Source organism: Pseudomonas sp. UYEF17, assembly GCF_040546125.1.
Lineage (GTDB): Bacteria > Pseudomonadota > Gammaproteobacteria > Pseudomonadales > Pseudomonadaceae > Aquipseudomonas > Aquipseudomonas putida_Z.
This window is the reverse complement of record NZ_JBEPNE010000013.1, coordinates 141608-155796: the sequence shown is the minus strand read 5'-3', so window position 1 is coordinate 155796 and position 14189 is coordinate 141608. Positions and strand designations below refer to the sequence as shown.

The window sequence follows — 14189 nt, the reverse complement described above, 5'->3', positions numbered from 1 at the left end:
CCGATCCCTTGACGGTGAACACCATGCACACCTGTGTCTGTTCCAGCTGGCGTTCCGGGTTCTGGTCGAAGCTGCTGACCCGGACGTAGCCGATGCGGTGCCCCTGCACGATGTCTCCTTGGTTGAAGGCGGCTTAAGTGCTCCTTCTGTTCCGTTGTGCCTCAAACCCCGTTTCTGTCAGGCTGAAATCTATGACCTTCGCAGGCATGTGTCAAAAATGCGAAAGATGACTCTATTCTGACTAAGCGGCGCGGCCCTGCCTGACATCCAGTTAGGGTATGCCTCAATCTGACGGTAGCGAGTCGCAGGCGTTCGGATCGGCATCGGTTTCGTTCCCTGTCTTGGCACGCGCTTCGAAGCGTTGATAACACTCCAACCCGCAGAAGTGCTCGACGTATTCCGCGCCTTCCGGGGTGAAGGCGGCATCGAGCGGGATTTCCTTGCAGCACACGCAGCAACTGGTGGTGGTCGAGTCACTTGCATTCATGGTGGCACCCCTCCATTGACTGACGAAGACGGCGAATGCCGCCGCCGGCATTGGCTTCGCGAACAGGAAGCCTTGTCCTGTGTCGCAGTCCGCTTGTCGCAATAGATCAAGACTCGCCGATGTTTCCACGCCTTCAGCCACCACATCCATGCCCAGCCCGTGCGCAAGCTGAATCACGGTGTGCACGATGGTTTGGTCGCGGCGGTCGTTGGCGAGCCCGGCGACAAACGATTGGTCGATCTTGAGCGTGCTGATTGGGCAGCACTTCAGATGTTGCAGACAGGAATACCCCGTCCCGAAGTCATCGGCGGCGAAGCGCACACCGATCTGCCGCAAGGCGTCCAGGGCGGGGAAGATCGCCGGATCACCAAACGCGACCGATTCGGTCAGCTCGATTTCGAGATACTCGGCGGGCAACTCGGCATCAGCCAGCACGCCCTTTACCCACCCGTCGAAGTCCGGTCCCACTTGGCTCGCCGAAGCATTGACGGCCAGCCGGAACGGTCGCCATGCCAGCATTCGCCAGTCACGCATCTGGCGGCAGGCTTCGCCCAGCACCCAAGCGCCGATTTCAGGCATCAGGCCGGACGATTCGACCACGGGCAGGAACTGGCCCGGTGGCAATAGTCCAAGCGTCGGATGACGCCAGCGCAACAGGGCTTCCGCGCCGACAATCCCACCACTGCGCAGATCGACGACGGGCTGGTAGTGCAGTTCAAGCTGCCCGCGCTCGACCGCTTGGGCCAGTTCCGGCGTCGTCCATCCATCCGGCCGGAAAGCGCTCATTCTCTTTCCCTGAATGCCCGCAACGCCCGCGACAGGGACAGAAGGAACAGGCCGGTCAAACCGAGCGCCGCGATGACCCAATGCTCGCCGAGGAAAGCACCGGCGGTTGTGCCGGCCAGCACGACAGCGAGGATGGGCAGGTGGCAGGGGCAAGTCAGCACAGCCAGTCCGCCCCACAGGTAGCCGGTGATCGGTTTGTGCGTCTCGGACGGCAAGCGCTCGGGGTTGTTCATGGCAGACTCTCCGCGTGCTGTGCCGGCTCGGTCGGCAGGGTGGCCAACTGCACTTCCAGATCGGCCAACGCTTCGCGCCGACGCTCGACGAACTGACGCAGCAGGGCAAGCTGCGCGGCCGCTTCGTCGCCGTCCGCCGCATCCAGCGCCCGGCACAGCCGCGCCAGCGCGTCGAGGCCGATGCCCGCCTCGAAGGCCGCCCGCACGAAGCACAGCCGTTGCAAGGCGGCGTCATCGAACAAGCCGTAGCCGCCTGGTGTGCACGCCACCGGGCGCAGCAATCCGCGCAGCAGGTAGTCGCGCACGATATGCACGCTCACCCCGGCATCAAGAGCCAGCCGGGACACCGTGTAGGCGTTCATTGAACACCTCCTTTTTCTCACCCGGCGCAGCAGGAAAGCTGCTTCACATCCTTGTTGAAGGTCTGCGCCGCGAGCTTCAACCCCTCGACCATCGTCAGGTAGGGGAACAACTGGTCGGCCAGTTCCTGCACCGTCATGCGGTTGCGAATGGCCAGAGCCGCCGTCTGGATCAGTTCACCCGCTTCCGGCGCGACCGCCTGTACGCCGATCAGCCGATGGCTGCCTTCCTCGATAACCAACTTGATGAAGCCGCGTGTGTCGAAGTTGGCGAGCGCACGCGGCACGTTGTCCAAGGTCAAGGTGCGGCTGTCGGTCTCGATCCCGTCGTGGTGGGCTTCCGCCTCGCTGTAGCCCACGGTCGCCACTTGCGGATCGGTGAACACCACGGCCGGCATTGCGGTCAGGTCGAGCGCCGCATCGCCGCCGGTCATGTTGATCGCGGCACGGGTGCCGGCCGCTGCCGCCACATAGACGAACTGCGGCTGGTCGGTGCAGTCGCCGGCCGCGTAGATGTTCGGGTTGCTCGTGCGCATGCCTTGGTCGATGACGATGGCACCTTGCGCATTGACAGTGACCCCCGCTGCGTCCAGCGCGAGGCTGCGCGTGTTCGGTGTCCGACCGGTGGCAACCAGCAGTTTGTCGGCGCGCAATTCACCGTGCGTGGTGGTCAGCACGAATTCACCGTCCATATGGGCGACCTGGCTGGCTTGCGTGTGCTCCAGCACCTCGATGCCCTCGGCACGGAAAGCGGCTGTCACCGCCTCGCCGATGGCCGGGTCTTCACGGAAGAACAAGGTATTGCGCGCCAGGACCGTGACCTTGCTGCCCAGCCGGGCAAAGGCTTGCGCCAGCTCCAGCGCCACCACCGACGAGCCGATTACGGCAAGGCGTTCGGGAATGGTGTCGCTCGCCAGGGCCTCGGTGGAAGTCCAGTAGGGTGACTCTTTCAACCCCGGAATCGGCGGGACCGCCGGGCTGGCACCCGTGGCGACCAGGCAGCGGTCGAACATCACGACGCGCTCGCCACCCTCGTTCAAACGGACGGTAAGGCTCTGGTCGTCCTTGAAGCGCGCCTCACCGTGCACAACGGTGATGGCCGGATTACCGCCCAGGATGCCTTCGTACTTGGCGTGCCGCAGTTCGTCGACGCGGGCCTGCTGCTGGGCCAGCAGCTTACTGCGGTCAATCGTAGGCACAGTTGCCGCAATACCGCCATCGAACGGGCTTTCCCGGCGCAGATGGGCGATGTGGGCGGCGCGGATCATGATCTTGGACGGCACACAGCCGACATTGACGCAGGTGCCGCCGATGGTGCCGCGCTCGATCAGCGTGACCTGCGCGCCTTGCTCGACGGCCTTCAGCGCCGCCGCCATCGCGGCTCCACCGCTGCCAATGACCGCTACCTGCACCGGGGGCTCGTCGCCACTGTGCTTTTCGGCGGCGGCCATCCATCCCCGCACCTTGTCGAGCAGTCCGACGCGGTTGTCCGCCAGTGGCGCATCGGCTAGCGTTGCCTTGTAGCCCAGTCCGGCCACGGCGGCAGTCAGCGCGTCCGGCGATGTGCCCGGCACGATGGCGAGTTGCGCTGTGCCCTTCGGATAGGACACCAGCGCCGACTGCACGCCTGGCACTTTTTCCAGCGCTTCCTTGACGTGCGCCGCGCACGAGTCGCAAGTCATGCCGGTGATTTTTAGATGGGTCATGCAACAGATCCTTTATCGTTTGTGGCGCCAGACAATGACGTCCGTTGTGCTGCGGTGCCGTTTTCAGTGACTCACTGCTTGACGCTGGACGGATAGCCCGCGTCTGCGGTTGCCTTGGTCAGCTTCTGCACGCTGGTCTTGGCATCGTCGAAGGTGACGACCGCTTGGCGTGTCTCGAAAGTCACGTCAACTTTGCTGACGCCTTCGACCTTGGAAATCGCCTTCTTGACAGTGATCGGGCAGGCGGAGCAGGTCATGCCCGGTACGGACAGCGTGACGGTCTGGGTGGCGGCCCAGACGGGGGCAACAACGGCGGCGAGGGCGAGGGAGGCAAACAGTTTCTTCATGGTGAACTCCGATCAGTAGAAAAATGGCATGACGTAGGGAAATCCGAGCGCGACCAGAACCAGCGCGGCCACGATCCAGAAAATGAGCTTGTAAGTAGCTCGCACTTGGGGAATCGCGCAGACCTCACCCGGTTTGCAGGCCGCTGCCTGCCGGTAGATGCGCCGCCAGGCGAAGAACAACGCCACCAGCGCCACGCCGATAAAGATGGGGCGATAGGGTTCCAACACCGCCAAGTTGCCGATCCAAGCGCCGCTGAACCCCAAGGCGATCAGAACCAACGGCCCGAGGCAGCAAGCCGAGGCGAGGATGGCGGCAAGCCCTCCAGTGAAGAGCGCGCCGCGCCCGGTTTTTGGTTCAGACATGCGCTTGTCCTTTCGAATTGAAATTGGATAGCGTAACCTTACTTCCGTACTCATGTACGGAGTCAAGCGATATGGAAAACAATTTGGAGAACCTGACCATTGGCGTTTTCGCCAAGGCGGCCGGGGTCAATGTGGAGACCATCCGTTTCTATCAGCGCAAGGGCTTGTTGCTGGAGCCTGACAAGCCCTATGGCAGCATCCGCCGCTATGGCGAGGCGGATGTAACGCGGGTGCGCTTCGTGAAATCAGCCCAGCGGCTGGGCTTCAGCCTGGATGAGATCGCCGAGCTGCTGCGGCTGGAGGATGGCACCCATTGCGAGGAAGCCAGCAGTCTGGCCGAGCACAAGCTCAAGGACGTGCGCGAGAAAATGGCTGACCTGGCGCGCATGGAGGCCGTGCTGTCTGAGTTGGTGTGCGCCTGCCATGCGCGAAGGGGGAACGTTTCCTGCCCGCTGATCGCGTCACTACAGGGTGGAGCAAGCTTGGCAGGTTCGGCTATGCCTTAGCGTGCTTTATTTTCCGTTTTCTGAGACGACCCCTTAGAAAGCCTAGTCAAAGAGCTGTCACGAGAACACCGTTAGCTTAGCGTACGATTTTTTCCGAATTCTGCGGTTCCCCCAAGCACGTCGTGAGTGCCTGGCGAATGATCCCAGGAGATCCACTCCACTAGCTCAAGTAGGTTCAGCGATGGCTTGGATCATTACGAAGTACCTGGTCACTGCCGCGATAGTGATTATCGTGTCTGAGCTGGCAAAGCGCAGTGACAAGCTGGGCGGCTTGGTTGCCGCCCTGCCATTGGTCACCGTCTTGACGCTCATCTGGCTCTACTTGGAGAACCAGAGCATGGAGAAGATTTCCAATCATGCCTGGTACACGTTCTGGTATGTGATTCCAACGCTGCCGATGTTTATCGCGTTTCCGGCACTGCTGCCCAAGTTGGGATTCTGGCCAACACTTATCTCCAGCATCCTCATCACCATGGCGAGCTTCGGAGGATTTGCCCTACTTCTAAGGCGATTGGGCATCGAGTTGCTTTGAGTCGGGTGTAGAGGAAAGCACTCGGTCACCGCTTACCGGCTGTTGATGCACTCACCTTTCACGAGGTAGCGAACCATGTGCAGTTCGCCCTTGGAATCCTCGTAAGTCATCATGCTTCTCACATTCCCGCAGTACCGCACGCTAGGCGAGACGTACACCAACTTGCCAACGTCCAAATCCATACCGTATGCGTAATCTTCAAGCTCGGGCATGGGTTTCTTCACGCTCTGTGCATAGCGTTCTGTAGCCTTCCTGGCAGACTGCTCAAGATCGTCGTTGATCTGAACGCTACTTTGGGCATTTGTCGACAGTGCAGAGAAAAGCATGAACGCGGCAATAGCCGATATAGTTGTTTTCATGAGAAGTCCATTAATAAAAAAGCGCCCATGGCGGGGCGCTAAAATTCACCTTACCAAAGGAGCGTATGGTTCCAAGGTGAATGCATTGGCGTGAGCAGGGTATCGTTACTCCCGCCATGCTGCTTCAGATGAGACTGGCCCAAAGCAGCGCTGCCTGTGTGCTGTTCTTAAACTAGCAAAAGCGGCTAACGACAAGATGATTGTGAAATTACAATTTGGACATGTAATAGATTGTAAAGTAATTATTCTTGCCCAATTAAGATGAAAAGCCATGCATGCTGGCCGGTTTAAGCCCGTTATCAAAGGGGCGAACGATCGGTGGCTTGCTACCACTCGGAGCTTGAGCTTGTAGGATTGAACGCCATAAATGCTGAGCAGCTTGGCAGAAACGCCACCCCTCTCGGCCGAATCCTCCTGTCAGTCCTGAGGACTGATAACCGCTGCAAGCCACAGAATCCGCTAAGCTCAGTAGGGAAAGCCGTCATGACTGTCAGCAATCTTGCGGCTACATTACAAATTTGTAGGATTTCGCCGCGGCCAGCGTCTTCGCGTTAAGATTCAAGCGTCCTCAGGTGACCCCGGCGTATGGACAGAGGTAGCGACTACCAGATGTCATGCACTCAGCCGAACCTTCAAACTGCCTGCAACCACAGTCTTGGCGGATTAGGCCAATTCCTTCCTCACACCTTGAGATAAGTTATGCGCGTTCTAGTTGTGGAAGACGAAATTAAAACTGCCGAATATCTTCAGCAGGGCCTATCCGAAAGCGGGTATGTCGTAGATATCGTGCACAATGGTGTTGACGCCCTGCACTTGTTCAATACTAACGTCTATTCGTTGGTTCTGCTGGACGTAAACCTTCCTGGCATCGACGGTTGGGACCTTTTGGAAACCATCAGGAAAACCAGCCGGGTCCGCATCATCATGCTGACCGCTCGTGGTCGCATCAACGACAAGCTCAAAGGCTTGGATGGCGGAGCCGACGATTACCTTGTCAAACCCTTCGAATTCCCGGAGCTGCTCGCTCGAATCCGTTCGCTGCAGCGGCGTGGTGATGAATTAGTCGAGAAGAGTTCGCTGAAAATTGCCGACTTGGAACTCGACTCAGTGCGCCATCGGGTTTTCCGCGCTGGCACACGCATCGATCTCACCACAAAGGAATTTACGCTCCTGCACCTGCTTATGAGCAGGACGGGCGAAGCGCTGACTCGTTCTCAGATCATTTCGTTGGTCTGGGACATGAATTTTGACTGCGATACCAACGTCATCGATGTCGCTATCCGGCGCCTTCGCTCAAAGATCGATGACCCGTTTGAAACCAAGCTCATTCACACGCTTCGTGGCGTAGGGTACGTTTTTGAGGAACGCGCATGAGGCCATTCAGCCTGGCTGCAAAGCTGGGATTAAAGGTGGGGTTGATGAGCGCAGCGTTGCTGCTTCTGTTCGCCACCTTCGGGTATCTGATGGTGGGTCAGGCGCTAGAGCGAAATGCCCGCAGTGACCTGGAAGTGAAGATGGCGGGCATGGCTCACAACCTGTCCATGATTTCCGACATCTCAGGAGTCAACGCAGACGCACATCAGCTTGTGGATCTGGTGATGGGCCACAACAACCTGTACGTCAGCATTTTCGAGTCGGCGCAGAGTGAAACGCCCCTGCTCTCGATTGGCTCGAAGCAGGTCAACGTGGAGGTGCACAAGTTTCAACCATCCGCACAGCCGAAGGAACATGAGTGGCGCGACACCCAGGACCGCCCCTTGCTGACAGCTTCTCGCACCATGAATTTGGGCGACGGAACCGAAGTCAGCGTGTACATGACTATGGACCAGTCGTCCAATGAAGCGCTGCTTGATGCATTGCTCACCTGGGCCCTGATGATTTCCCCGCTCATCATCGCGCTGATCCTCGCAATCGGCTGGTGGACCGTACGCAGAGGTCTGCTGCCTCTGACCAAGTTCCTGAAAGTCGCCTCGAAGATCTCCACCGAGAGTCTTGACCATCGTCTGCCGACTAATGGAATGCCAGCAGAACTCAAAGAGCTCGCCGACGGTATCAACATCATGCTGGCTCGCCTGGATGACGGGGTTCAGCAGCTCTCGCAGTTTTCTGACGATCTTGCTCACGAACTGCGAGCGCCGCTATCCAACCTGATGGGTAAAGCCCAAGTTGCACTGACCAGAGAGCGATCCCTTCCCGAGTACAGGGAAGTGCTGGAGTCGTGCACAGAAGAGCTGGACCGCATGAGCCGCATGGTTTCCGACATGCTGTTCCTCGCTCAGGTCAGTCATCCGGCATCCATGGTGGAGTTCGAACCTGTGTCCCTGGTCGATGAAGTTCAGCGGGTGTGTGATCTCTTCAGCATTTCGGCAGAGGATGGCGAGATCCAGCTGCAGATCTCTGGCAGTGATGACGTGGTGCGCGGTAACCGCCTGATGATTCAACGAGCCGTCTCGAACCTGGTGTCAAATGCGATTCGCTACTGCCCTCGCGGTCGCACGGTCTACGTGAAAGTGCAACGCGGTGGTAGCGGCACGACCTTGAGCGTCGGCAACCCGGGCCGCGGGATCGCCAAGGAACACCATGCGCATTTGTTTGAACGGTTCTACCGCGTAGATAAGAGCCGAGCACGAAGCGAAGGGGGGACCGGTCTTGGCCTTGCCATCGTGCAGTCGATCATGAGCCTGCATCAAGGCTCGGCGAGCGTGGAAGTGACCGAGGAAAATTTCACCTGGTTCCACCTTCACTTTCCCGAAGCCCAGCTAAAGCAGTCGGCAAAGACCGCTGCTTGAAGCGCGCCCACTTGAAAAGGCCCGTCAATCGACGGGCCTTTTGTCTATGCAATGCCTCAGTGCCTAAGCACCACAGGGTCCATAGGTGACCGCAGAATTACCGACTTTATGATCTTTTGCTCTTCTGGGTTGGCGTTTCTCCACAGGTGGGAGAAGTATTGGGCATTCACTTTTTCCTGAGCGCTCACACTGCCGGCGGCCTCAATGAACTGCATGGTCGAGTACACACAGATCAGTGCCAGGATGAAGAATGCTGTCGCCACCACCATGACATAACGTTTGGCCAGCACCGGTGCCCGCTTTAGCTCCAGGATCGAGGCATCCGCTAATTTTGTCGCGGCAGTAAGCTCCGAAATCAGCGGTTGGATGGCGGTCTCGACTCCACGAGCGGCAGCGGAATATGCCTCTGCCGCAGCGCGGATGACGACCTCTTCGGCATTGGACCAGGCTTTCTCAGCCTTTCGTACCTCCTCCTGAATCTGCCGACTGACAAGGTCAACCTCCTCCACCAGCTCGTTCGACTTTTCCAGAACAGCGTTGCAGGCCCTGGTCTGGGAGGCCAGCTCATCGAGCTGAACAGTGAGTTTTTCAGTGCTTCGGCGGAAGTCACCGATGGCAACTGACCAAGGCTCTATGTCATTCATGGCTATCTCCTAGAGCGGCCGGTGACGGCGCACGGTTTTATTTTGTTAGATATCAAAAATGTAATTTACGGAACAGTTTGAAGTCAGCCTCGACACAAGCGAGATAGACATGATCCTTCCAGATTTGCAGATTGGGCGCATCCGGCCAGCCGCCTAAATTACGGAATTGTAATTATTGACTCACCTTGTCGTTAGCTTCGCGTTCCTAAACTACAAACCAACAAAGGCCGTCAGTCAGGCAGGCCTAGTAAGAACCGAGGCACACAATGAAATTTGTCAAATCTATCGCTATTGGCAGCCTGCTGCTTGGTCTCGTGGGTACCGCTTACGCTGAAGGTGGTTACGAACGAGCGAAACAGTTCCAGGAAAACTTCCGAAATGAACAGGCTCGCTTATGGAGCGACGATTCTTCGGACCAGAACAAACAACAAGTCGCTCAAGAGCAAAAGAAAGAAAGCAAGGATGGTAAGGAACAAGCCGATAACTAAACGGCGGTTAAATAGGACTTTAAATGACGAAAGCAATCGACAAAAAAGCCAGGGTAAAACCTGGTTTTTTTTGTGTCTGGAATTTTACCTTCGTTTGTACGAGGCGTTTCCGCATTACTGTCTCCGACCAGACCTTCGGTACCTTGCTTGGCGTCTTTCCAACGGCACAGCAACAGCTGACTGGCGTTCGCTTCGGTGATCTCGACACAGCCCAGGTTGGCAGGCAGCTCAGCATTGCTGTCGAGTAAGCGCCGGGACAGGTAGAATGAGCTGTCACGAGGCCACTTTGCTGGGTACTGGATGTTTTCGGACTTCCCGCTGCTGTAGAACTCCGAGGAATTCGAGCGGCGACCAGGGTAGATCAGAGGGGCCGATTGAGCACATTCAACCAGGCCTGAACGACATCTCGCTGGTTCTGAGGCCTCTGCATCAACACCCCGGCATAGATGATGTCGACGCCGATGATTGGCAGTATCAACGCTCGCGGCGGCGCCCTGGTGATCCTTCGGCCAACCTCATTGATCCGACCGGACAGGAGCAACGCCGAGACAGGTACAGAACCAGCGGCAGCCAGTCGATCAGCCCTAGTTTTCCTGCGAGCGCTCCGGCTCCGAGCAGGGCACCACAGATCAGCGCGAAAACCAGCTCGGTGTTCATGCCAAAGATGCCGTCGTGCTCATGGCTCAGCCCTTCATGCTCTGCTTGGTCATCTGGGCGTTCAAGCGAACTTTTCATAACTCGTCCCTTCTGGGGGGCAAGACTATAAACTGCTCTATGCAGTTGAAAGACATTACTGTTGTGTAGTTGAGATTTATTTCACAGCTAACCCAGGGGCAGTCATTAAGGCATCTAGCCTAAATGACGTTCATCGAGCTCAATAAAAAATGCCAGGCACTGCCTGGCATTTATGAATTCTCTAAGTATTCTACTCACAGCAATTACTACTTGTTGTTGATGCATTGCGAGTACATGGAGTAGCGAACCGTCTTAAGCGTACCCTGAGAGTCCTCGAAGGTCATCAATCGCGGGTAAACTTGGCAGGTACGCGGGTCTTGGGACTGACGCACGAATTTCGCAACATCGATCTTCATGCCGTAATTGTAGTCCTGGATCTCCGGCATCGGTTTGCCATTTCTCTCGGCATAGTTCGCTACAGCAGTCTGATGCTCCTTGATGTATTGCAGCTGCTTGCTTTCAGAGTAAGTATAAGCCTGCGAAGCCATCGAGAACATAACAAGTGCAGCAGCAACAATTAGCTTTTTCATAGGAACCTCTCAAATTCAAATCATCTCGGGCGTAACTTTAGCAACGCAGAGGCATCACCGGCATGACGAGAAACTTACAATTTTGAAAGGTAAGTGCATCTATTTCATATAAAACAAAAAACCCACAACGCGTGTTGTGGGTTTTTGTATCTGGGGGGATCAGCTTACGGCTTCTGCCTCGTCGCCGTCTTCATCCTTGCGATGTGCCCAATGATACAGGGCCGGCAGGACCAGCAAAGTCAGCGCGGTGGAGGAAAGGATCCCACCAATTACCACTGTAGCCAGAGGCCGTTGAACCTCCGCACCGGTACCGGTGGCCAAGGCCATTGGGATGAAGCCCAGGGACGCCACCAAGGCTGTCATCAACACTGGTCGCAGTCGGGTGAGTGCGCCTTCATCGACTGCCTGCCTGAGCGTTCGTCCCTCTTCTCGCAATCCGCGAATGAAGGCAATCATCACCAGGCCGTTCAGTACCGCGACGCCGGAGAGTGCGATGAAGCCTACCCCTGCCGAGATCGAGAGCGGGATATCACGCAGCCAAAGGGCCACGACCCCGCCAGTGAGAGCGAATGGAATACCGGTGAAGACCAGCATGCCGTCCTTCAGGTTGTTGAACATCAAGAACAGCAAGGTCATTACCAGCAGTAAGGCTACCGGAACCACAATCTGCAGGCGCTTGGCTGCCGACTGCAGCTGCTCGAACTGGCCGCCCCAACTGGTCCAGTAGCCTGCTGGAATTTCCACCTTCGTTGACAAGGTAGATGCCGCCTCATCAACGAACGACCCAAGGTCACGGCCCCGGACGTTGGCGCTTACAATAACCAAGCGCTTACCGTTCTCGCGGCTGATCTGGTTCGGGCCCAACTGCAAGTCCAGCTTAGCGACCTGCGAAAGTGGAATGAAACCGATCTGATTAGCGCCCTGAGCCGCATTGGCAGGCACAGGAATCAGCAAACTAGACATACCCGCGACGTCGGTGCGTACAGCCTCAGGCAGGCGCACCACCATGTCGAATCGGCGATCACCCTCGTACAACGTTCCCGCTGTACGACCACCCACAGCAATCGCGATCGAATTCTGCACGTCCGCAATGTTCAGGCCGTAGCGTGCTGCTTTTTCCCGGTCGATGTTAATGGTCAGCACTGGCAGACCTGTGGTCTGCTCAACCTTGACCTCCGAGGAGCCTGGTACCGCTTTGAGCGCTGCGGCGATCTTATTGGCCGTGCTGTTGAGCACATCCATGTCGTCACCATAAACCTTCACCGCAACATCGCTGCGCACCCCGGAGATCAGTTCGTTGAAACGAAGCTGGATAGGCTGGGAGAGTTCATAGTTACTGCCCGGGACACTGGCTGCCGCCTTTTGAACCTCGGCAATGAGCTCCTCCCGCGACTTGTCGGGATCGGCCCATTGGTCCTTTGGTTTGAGCATGACGTAAGCATCGGAGATATTCGGTGGCATTGGGTCAGAGGCGATTTCAGCCGTACCGGTTCGGCCGAACATACGCTCAACTTCCGGTACCTGCTCGATGACTGCTTTTTCCAAACGCTCCTGCATGTCCACCGACTGGCTGAGGCTAGTACCAGGTACGCGCAAGGCTTGAAGAGCGAAGTCCCCCTCACTGAGACTTGGGATGAACTCGCTCCCCATGCGACTGGCAAGTACACCGCTGAGAACGACCAGTGCTACTGCTGCGGAGAAAGCGATATTCCGATGCCCAAGCACCCACTGCAGCACAGGCTCATAACGCAGCCGCGCAGTGCGCATAACAACGCCCTCTTCCTCCTTGACCTTGCCAGTGACGAACATGGCGATCGCTGCCGGCACGAAGGTAACGGAGAGGATCATTGCACCCAATAGCGCCATCACAACGGTGAATGCCATGGGGTGGAACATTTTGCCCTCCACGCCGGTGAGGGCGAAGATAGGCAGGTACACCACCATAATGATCAGTTGCCCGAAGATCAGTGGCCGACGCGCTTCGCGGGCAGCAGCAAAGACCTCATGGAAGCGTTCGGTTTTGGTGAGCATACGGCCATGTTTGTGCTGCGCATGTGCTAATCGACGGATCGCGTTCTCCACGATGACCACGGCCCCGTCGACGATGATGCCGAAGTCGAGTGCGCCCAAACTCATTAGGTTGGCACTGACCTTGTTATTGAACATCCCTGTGAAGGTGAACAGCATGGACAGCGGGATCACCATCGCGGTGATCAACGCTGCACGGATGTTGCCGAGGAACAGGAACAGAATGGCGATAACCAGGATCGCACCTTCAACCAAGTTCTTCTTCACCGTCGCAATGGCTTTTTCAACCAAGTTGGTACGATCGTAAACGGTGACCGCAACCACGCCCTTTGGCAGAGTACGGTTGATGTCCGCAAGCTTCGCTGCGACAGCTTGGGACACAGTGCGGCTGTTCTCACCGATCAGCATGAATACTGTACCGAGCACGACCTCGCGGCCATTCTCAGTGGCAGCACCAGTACGAAGCTCCTTACCGATGCTGACGTCGGCGACGTTGCTGATGCGAATCGGTGCACCATCCACACTGGTGATTACGATGTTGGCGATGTCTTCGATGTTGCCGACTTGGCCCGGTGCACGAATGAGCAACTGCTCACCATTACGCTCGATGTAACCGGCGCCTACGTTGGCGTTGTTGCTTTCCAACGCGGCTACCAGATCATTCAGGGTCAACTTGTAGGTAGCCAGGCGCTTCGGATCCGGCGCAACCAGGAACTGCTTGGCAAAGCCACCGATGGTATTGATCTCTGCCACGCCAGGTACGTTGCGCAGCTGAGGCTTGATGATCCAGTCCTGGATTACCCGCAGGTCGGTGGGCGTGTAGGGCGTACCGTCTTCTTTGACCGCGCCCTCTTCGGCTTCAACGGTCCACAGGAAAATTTCGCCGAGGCCGGTTGAGACCGGGCCCATGACGGCATCTACGCCCTCTGGCAGCTGTTCCTTTGCAACCTGTAGCCGCTCATTGATCAGCTGGCGGGCAAAGAAGATGTCGGTGCCGTCCTTGAAAATCACGGTCACCTGAGACAGACCCGAGCGAGACAGCGAACGGGTCTGCTGAAGACCTGGAAGACCAGCCATGGCCGTTTCAACTGGAAACGTGATCCGTTGCTCGGTTTCCAATGGGGAATAGCCAGGCGCTGCAGTGTTGATCTGCACCTGGACGTTGGTAATGTCAGGAACGGCATCGATCGGCAGCTTTTGGTAGCTGTAGATGCCGATACCGGCAATGATCAGGACAGCGATCATTACAACGATCCGCTGTTCAATGGCAAATCTGATGATACGTTCAAACATAAGA

At 57.2% G+C, this 14189-nt stretch carries 16 protein-coding genes and 2 pseudogenes; 6 read left to right on the top strand and 12 right to left on the bottom strand.

Annotated elements, in window-relative coordinates:
* The 7 genes and pseudogenes from ABIB24_RS19060 to merT all read right to left on the bottom strand — a co-directional run.
* A pseudogene (locus tag ABIB24_RS19060) lies at positions 1 to 109 on the bottom strand (recombinase family protein); the annotation flags it as partial.
* 174 nt (positions 110 to 283) lie between these two features.
* Positions 284 to 1273 carry a DUF3330 domain-containing protein gene (locus ABIB24_RS19055; protein ID WP_012314201.1) on the bottom strand — a complete coding sequence of 330 codons (990 nt, stop codon included), beginning with the start codon at positions 1271 to 1273 and terminating at the stop codon, positions 284 to 286.
* On the bottom strand, positions 1270 to 1506 hold the full coding sequence (gene merE / locus ABIB24_RS19050; protein WP_003132004.1) for a broad-spectrum mercury transporter MerE: 237 nt from the start codon (positions 1504 to 1506) through the stop codon (positions 1270 to 1272). Before merE ends, ABIB24_RS19055 begins: the two co-directional genes overlap by 4 nt.
* Complete coding sequence (gene merD, locus ABIB24_RS19045; protein ID WP_000995360.1) at positions 1503 to 1868, bottom strand: mercury resistance co-regulator MerD; 366 nt, start codon at positions 1866 to 1868, stop codon at positions 1503 to 1505. The genes merE and merD overlap by 4 nt, the downstream gene beginning before the upstream one ends.
* Before the next feature lie 17 nt (positions 1869 to 1885).
* Positions 1886 to 3571 (bottom strand): mercury(II) reductase, encoded by a 1686-nt coding sequence (merA, locus tag ABIB24_RS19040; protein ID WP_013974868.1) that lies wholly within the window; start codon positions 3569 to 3571, stop codon positions 1886 to 1888.
* Positions 3572 to 3642: 71 nt separating this feature from the next.
* Complete coding sequence (gene merP, locus ABIB24_RS19035; protein WP_003131987.1) at positions 3643 to 3918, bottom strand: mercury resistance system periplasmic binding protein MerP; 276 nt, start codon at positions 3916 to 3918, stop codon at positions 3643 to 3645.
* 12 nt (positions 3919 to 3930) lie between these two features.
* Positions 3931 to 4281, bottom strand: a complete 351-nt coding sequence (gene merT, locus ABIB24_RS19030) for a mercuric ion transporter MerT (protein ID WP_003131974.1) — start codon at positions 4279 to 4281, stop codon at positions 3931 to 3933.
* A gap of 71 nt (positions 4282 to 4352) precedes the next feature.
* On the opposite strand from merT, the gene merR reads away from it, so the two are divergent.
* Positions 4353 to 4787 carry a mercury resistance transcriptional regulator MerR gene (merR, locus tag ABIB24_RS19025; protein WP_003131969.1) on the top strand — a complete coding sequence of 145 codons (435 nt, stop codon included), beginning with the start codon at positions 4353 to 4355 and terminating at the stop codon, positions 4785 to 4787.
* A 181-nt stretch (positions 4788 to 4968) separates the two neighbouring features.
* Positions 4969 to 5319, top strand: a complete 351-nt coding sequence (locus ABIB24_RS19020; RefSeq protein ID WP_044047185.1) for a DUF3147 family protein — start codon at positions 4969 to 4971, stop codon at positions 5317 to 5319.
* Between the two features lie 32 nt (positions 5320 to 5351).
* Here the strand turns inward: ABIB24_RS19020 and ABIB24_RS19015 are convergent, their stop codons facing one another.
* The gene (locus tag ABIB24_RS19015) at positions 5352 to 5678 is read right to left on the bottom strand and encodes a DUF2790 domain-containing protein (protein WP_013974870.1); all 327 of its coding nucleotides are present in this window, start codon (positions 5676 to 5678) and stop codon (positions 5352 to 5354) included.
* A gap of 699 nt (positions 5679 to 6377) precedes the next feature.
* On the opposite strand from ABIB24_RS19015, the gene ABIB24_RS19010 reads away from it, so the two are divergent.
* Positions 6378 to 7052 carry a heavy metal response regulator transcription factor gene (locus tag ABIB24_RS19010; protein ID WP_044047186.1) on the top strand — a complete coding sequence of 225 codons (675 nt, stop codon included), beginning with the start codon at positions 6378 to 6380 and terminating at the stop codon, positions 7050 to 7052.
* The gene (locus ABIB24_RS19005) at positions 7049 to 8467 is read left to right on the top strand and encodes a heavy metal sensor histidine kinase (RefSeq protein WP_013974872.1); all 1419 of its coding nucleotides are present in this window, start codon (positions 7049 to 7051) and stop codon (positions 8465 to 8467) included. The genes ABIB24_RS19010 and ABIB24_RS19005 overlap by 4 nt, the downstream gene beginning before the upstream one ends.
* A 56-nt stretch (positions 8468 to 8523) precedes the next feature.
* On the opposite strand, the gene ABIB24_RS19000 is transcribed toward ABIB24_RS19005, so the two are convergent.
* On the bottom strand, positions 8524 to 9111 hold the full coding sequence (locus ABIB24_RS19000) for a hypothetical protein (RefSeq protein WP_013974873.1): 588 nt from the start codon (positions 9109 to 9111) through the stop codon (positions 8524 to 8526).
* Between the two features lie 266 nt (positions 9112 to 9377).
* Between ABIB24_RS19000 and ABIB24_RS18995 the strand changes: the two genes are divergently transcribed.
* On the top strand, positions 9378 to 9599 hold the full coding sequence (locus ABIB24_RS18995; protein ID WP_013974874.1) for a hypothetical protein: 222 nt from the start codon (positions 9378 to 9380) through the stop codon (positions 9597 to 9599).
* A 23-nt stretch (positions 9600 to 9622) separates the two neighbouring features.
* Positions 9623 to 9847, top strand: a complete 225-nt coding sequence (locus ABIB24_RS26915; protein WP_044047187.1) for a hypothetical protein — start codon at positions 9623 to 9625, stop codon at positions 9845 to 9847.
* Positions 9848 to 10145: 298 nt separating this feature from the next.
* Here the strand turns inward: ABIB24_RS26915 and ABIB24_RS18985 are convergent.
* The 3 genes and pseudogenes from ABIB24_RS18985 to ABIB24_RS18975 all read right to left on the bottom strand — a co-directional run.
* Positions 10146 to 10334, bottom strand: a pseudogene (locus tag ABIB24_RS18985) (hypothetical protein); the annotation flags it as partial.
* Positions 10335 to 10540: 206 nt separating this feature from the next.
* The gene (locus ABIB24_RS18980) at positions 10541 to 10864 is read right to left on the bottom strand and encodes a DUF2790 domain-containing protein (RefSeq protein ID WP_013974877.1); all 324 of its coding nucleotides are present in this window, start codon (positions 10862 to 10864) and stop codon (positions 10541 to 10543) included.
* A 159-nt stretch (positions 10865 to 11023) separates the two neighbouring features.
* On the bottom strand, positions 11024 to 14185 hold the full coding sequence (locus ABIB24_RS18975; protein WP_013974878.1) for a CusA/CzcA family heavy metal efflux RND transporter: 3162 nt from the start codon (positions 14183 to 14185) through the stop codon (positions 11024 to 11026).
* Positions 14186 to 14189: the final 4 nt, after the last annotated feature.

What these genes read in the sequence shown, in the direction of transcription:
- ABIB24_RS18980 (WP_013974877.1), bottom strand. Translation starts at nt 10,864, where the DNA reads ATGAAAAAGCTAATTGTTGCTGCTGCACTTGTTATGTTCTCGATGGCT.
- merP (WP_003131987.1), bottom strand. Translation starts at nt 3,918, where the DNA reads ATGAAGAAACTGTTTGCCTCCCTCGCCCTCGCCGCCGTTGTTGCCCCC.
- merT (WP_003131974.1), bottom strand. Translation starts at nt 4,281, where the DNA reads ATGTCTGAACCAAAAACCGGGCGCGGCGCGCTCTTCACTGGAGGGCTT.
- ABIB24_RS19005 (WP_013974872.1), top strand. Translation starts at nt 7,049, where the DNA reads ATGAGGCCATTCAGCCTGGCTGCAAAGCTGGGATTAAAGGTGGGGTTG.
- ABIB24_RS26915 (WP_044047187.1), top strand. Translation starts at nt 9,623, where the DNA reads ATGACGAAAGCAATCGACAAAAAAGCCAGGGTAAAACCTGGTTTTTTT.
- ABIB24_RS19010 (WP_044047186.1), top strand. Translation starts at nt 6,378, where the DNA reads ATGCGCGTTCTAGTTGTGGAAGACGAAATTAAAACTGCCGAATATCTT.
- ABIB24_RS19015 (WP_013974870.1), bottom strand. Translation starts at nt 5,678, where the DNA reads ATGAAAACAACTATATCGGCTATTGCCGCGTTCATGCTTTTCTCTGCA.
- merA (WP_013974868.1), bottom strand. Translation starts at nt 3,571, where the DNA reads ATGACCCATCTAAAAATCACCGGCATGACTTGCGACTCGTGCGCGGCG.
- ABIB24_RS18995 (WP_013974874.1), top strand. Translation starts at nt 9,378, where the DNA reads ATGAAATTTGTCAAATCTATCGCTATTGGCAGCCTGCTGCTTGGTCTC.
- merR (WP_003131969.1), top strand. Translation starts at nt 4,353, where the DNA reads ATGGAAAACAATTTGGAGAACCTGACCATTGGCGTTTTCGCCAAGGCG.
- ABIB24_RS18975 (WP_013974878.1), bottom strand. Translation starts at nt 14,185, where the DNA reads ATGTTTGAACGTATCATCAGATTTGCCATTGAACAGCGGATCGTTGTA.
- ABIB24_RS19000 (WP_013974873.1), bottom strand. Translation starts at nt 9,111, where the DNA reads ATGAATGACATAGAGCCTTGGTCAGTTGCCATCGGTGACTTCCGCCGA.
- ABIB24_RS19055 (WP_012314201.1), bottom strand. Translation starts at nt 1,273, where the DNA reads ATGAGCGCTTTCCGGCCGGATGGATGGACGACGCCGGAACTGGCCCAA.
- merE (WP_003132004.1), bottom strand. Translation starts at nt 1,506, where the DNA reads ATGAACAACCCCGAGCGCTTGCCGTCCGAGACGCACAAACCGATCACC.
- ABIB24_RS19020 (WP_044047185.1), top strand. Translation starts at nt 4,969, where the DNA reads ATGGCTTGGATCATTACGAAGTACCTGGTCACTGCCGCGATAGTGATT.
- merD (WP_000995360.1), bottom strand. Translation starts at nt 1,868, where the DNA reads ATGAACGCCTACACGGTGTCCCGGCTGGCTCTTGATGCCGGGGTGAGC.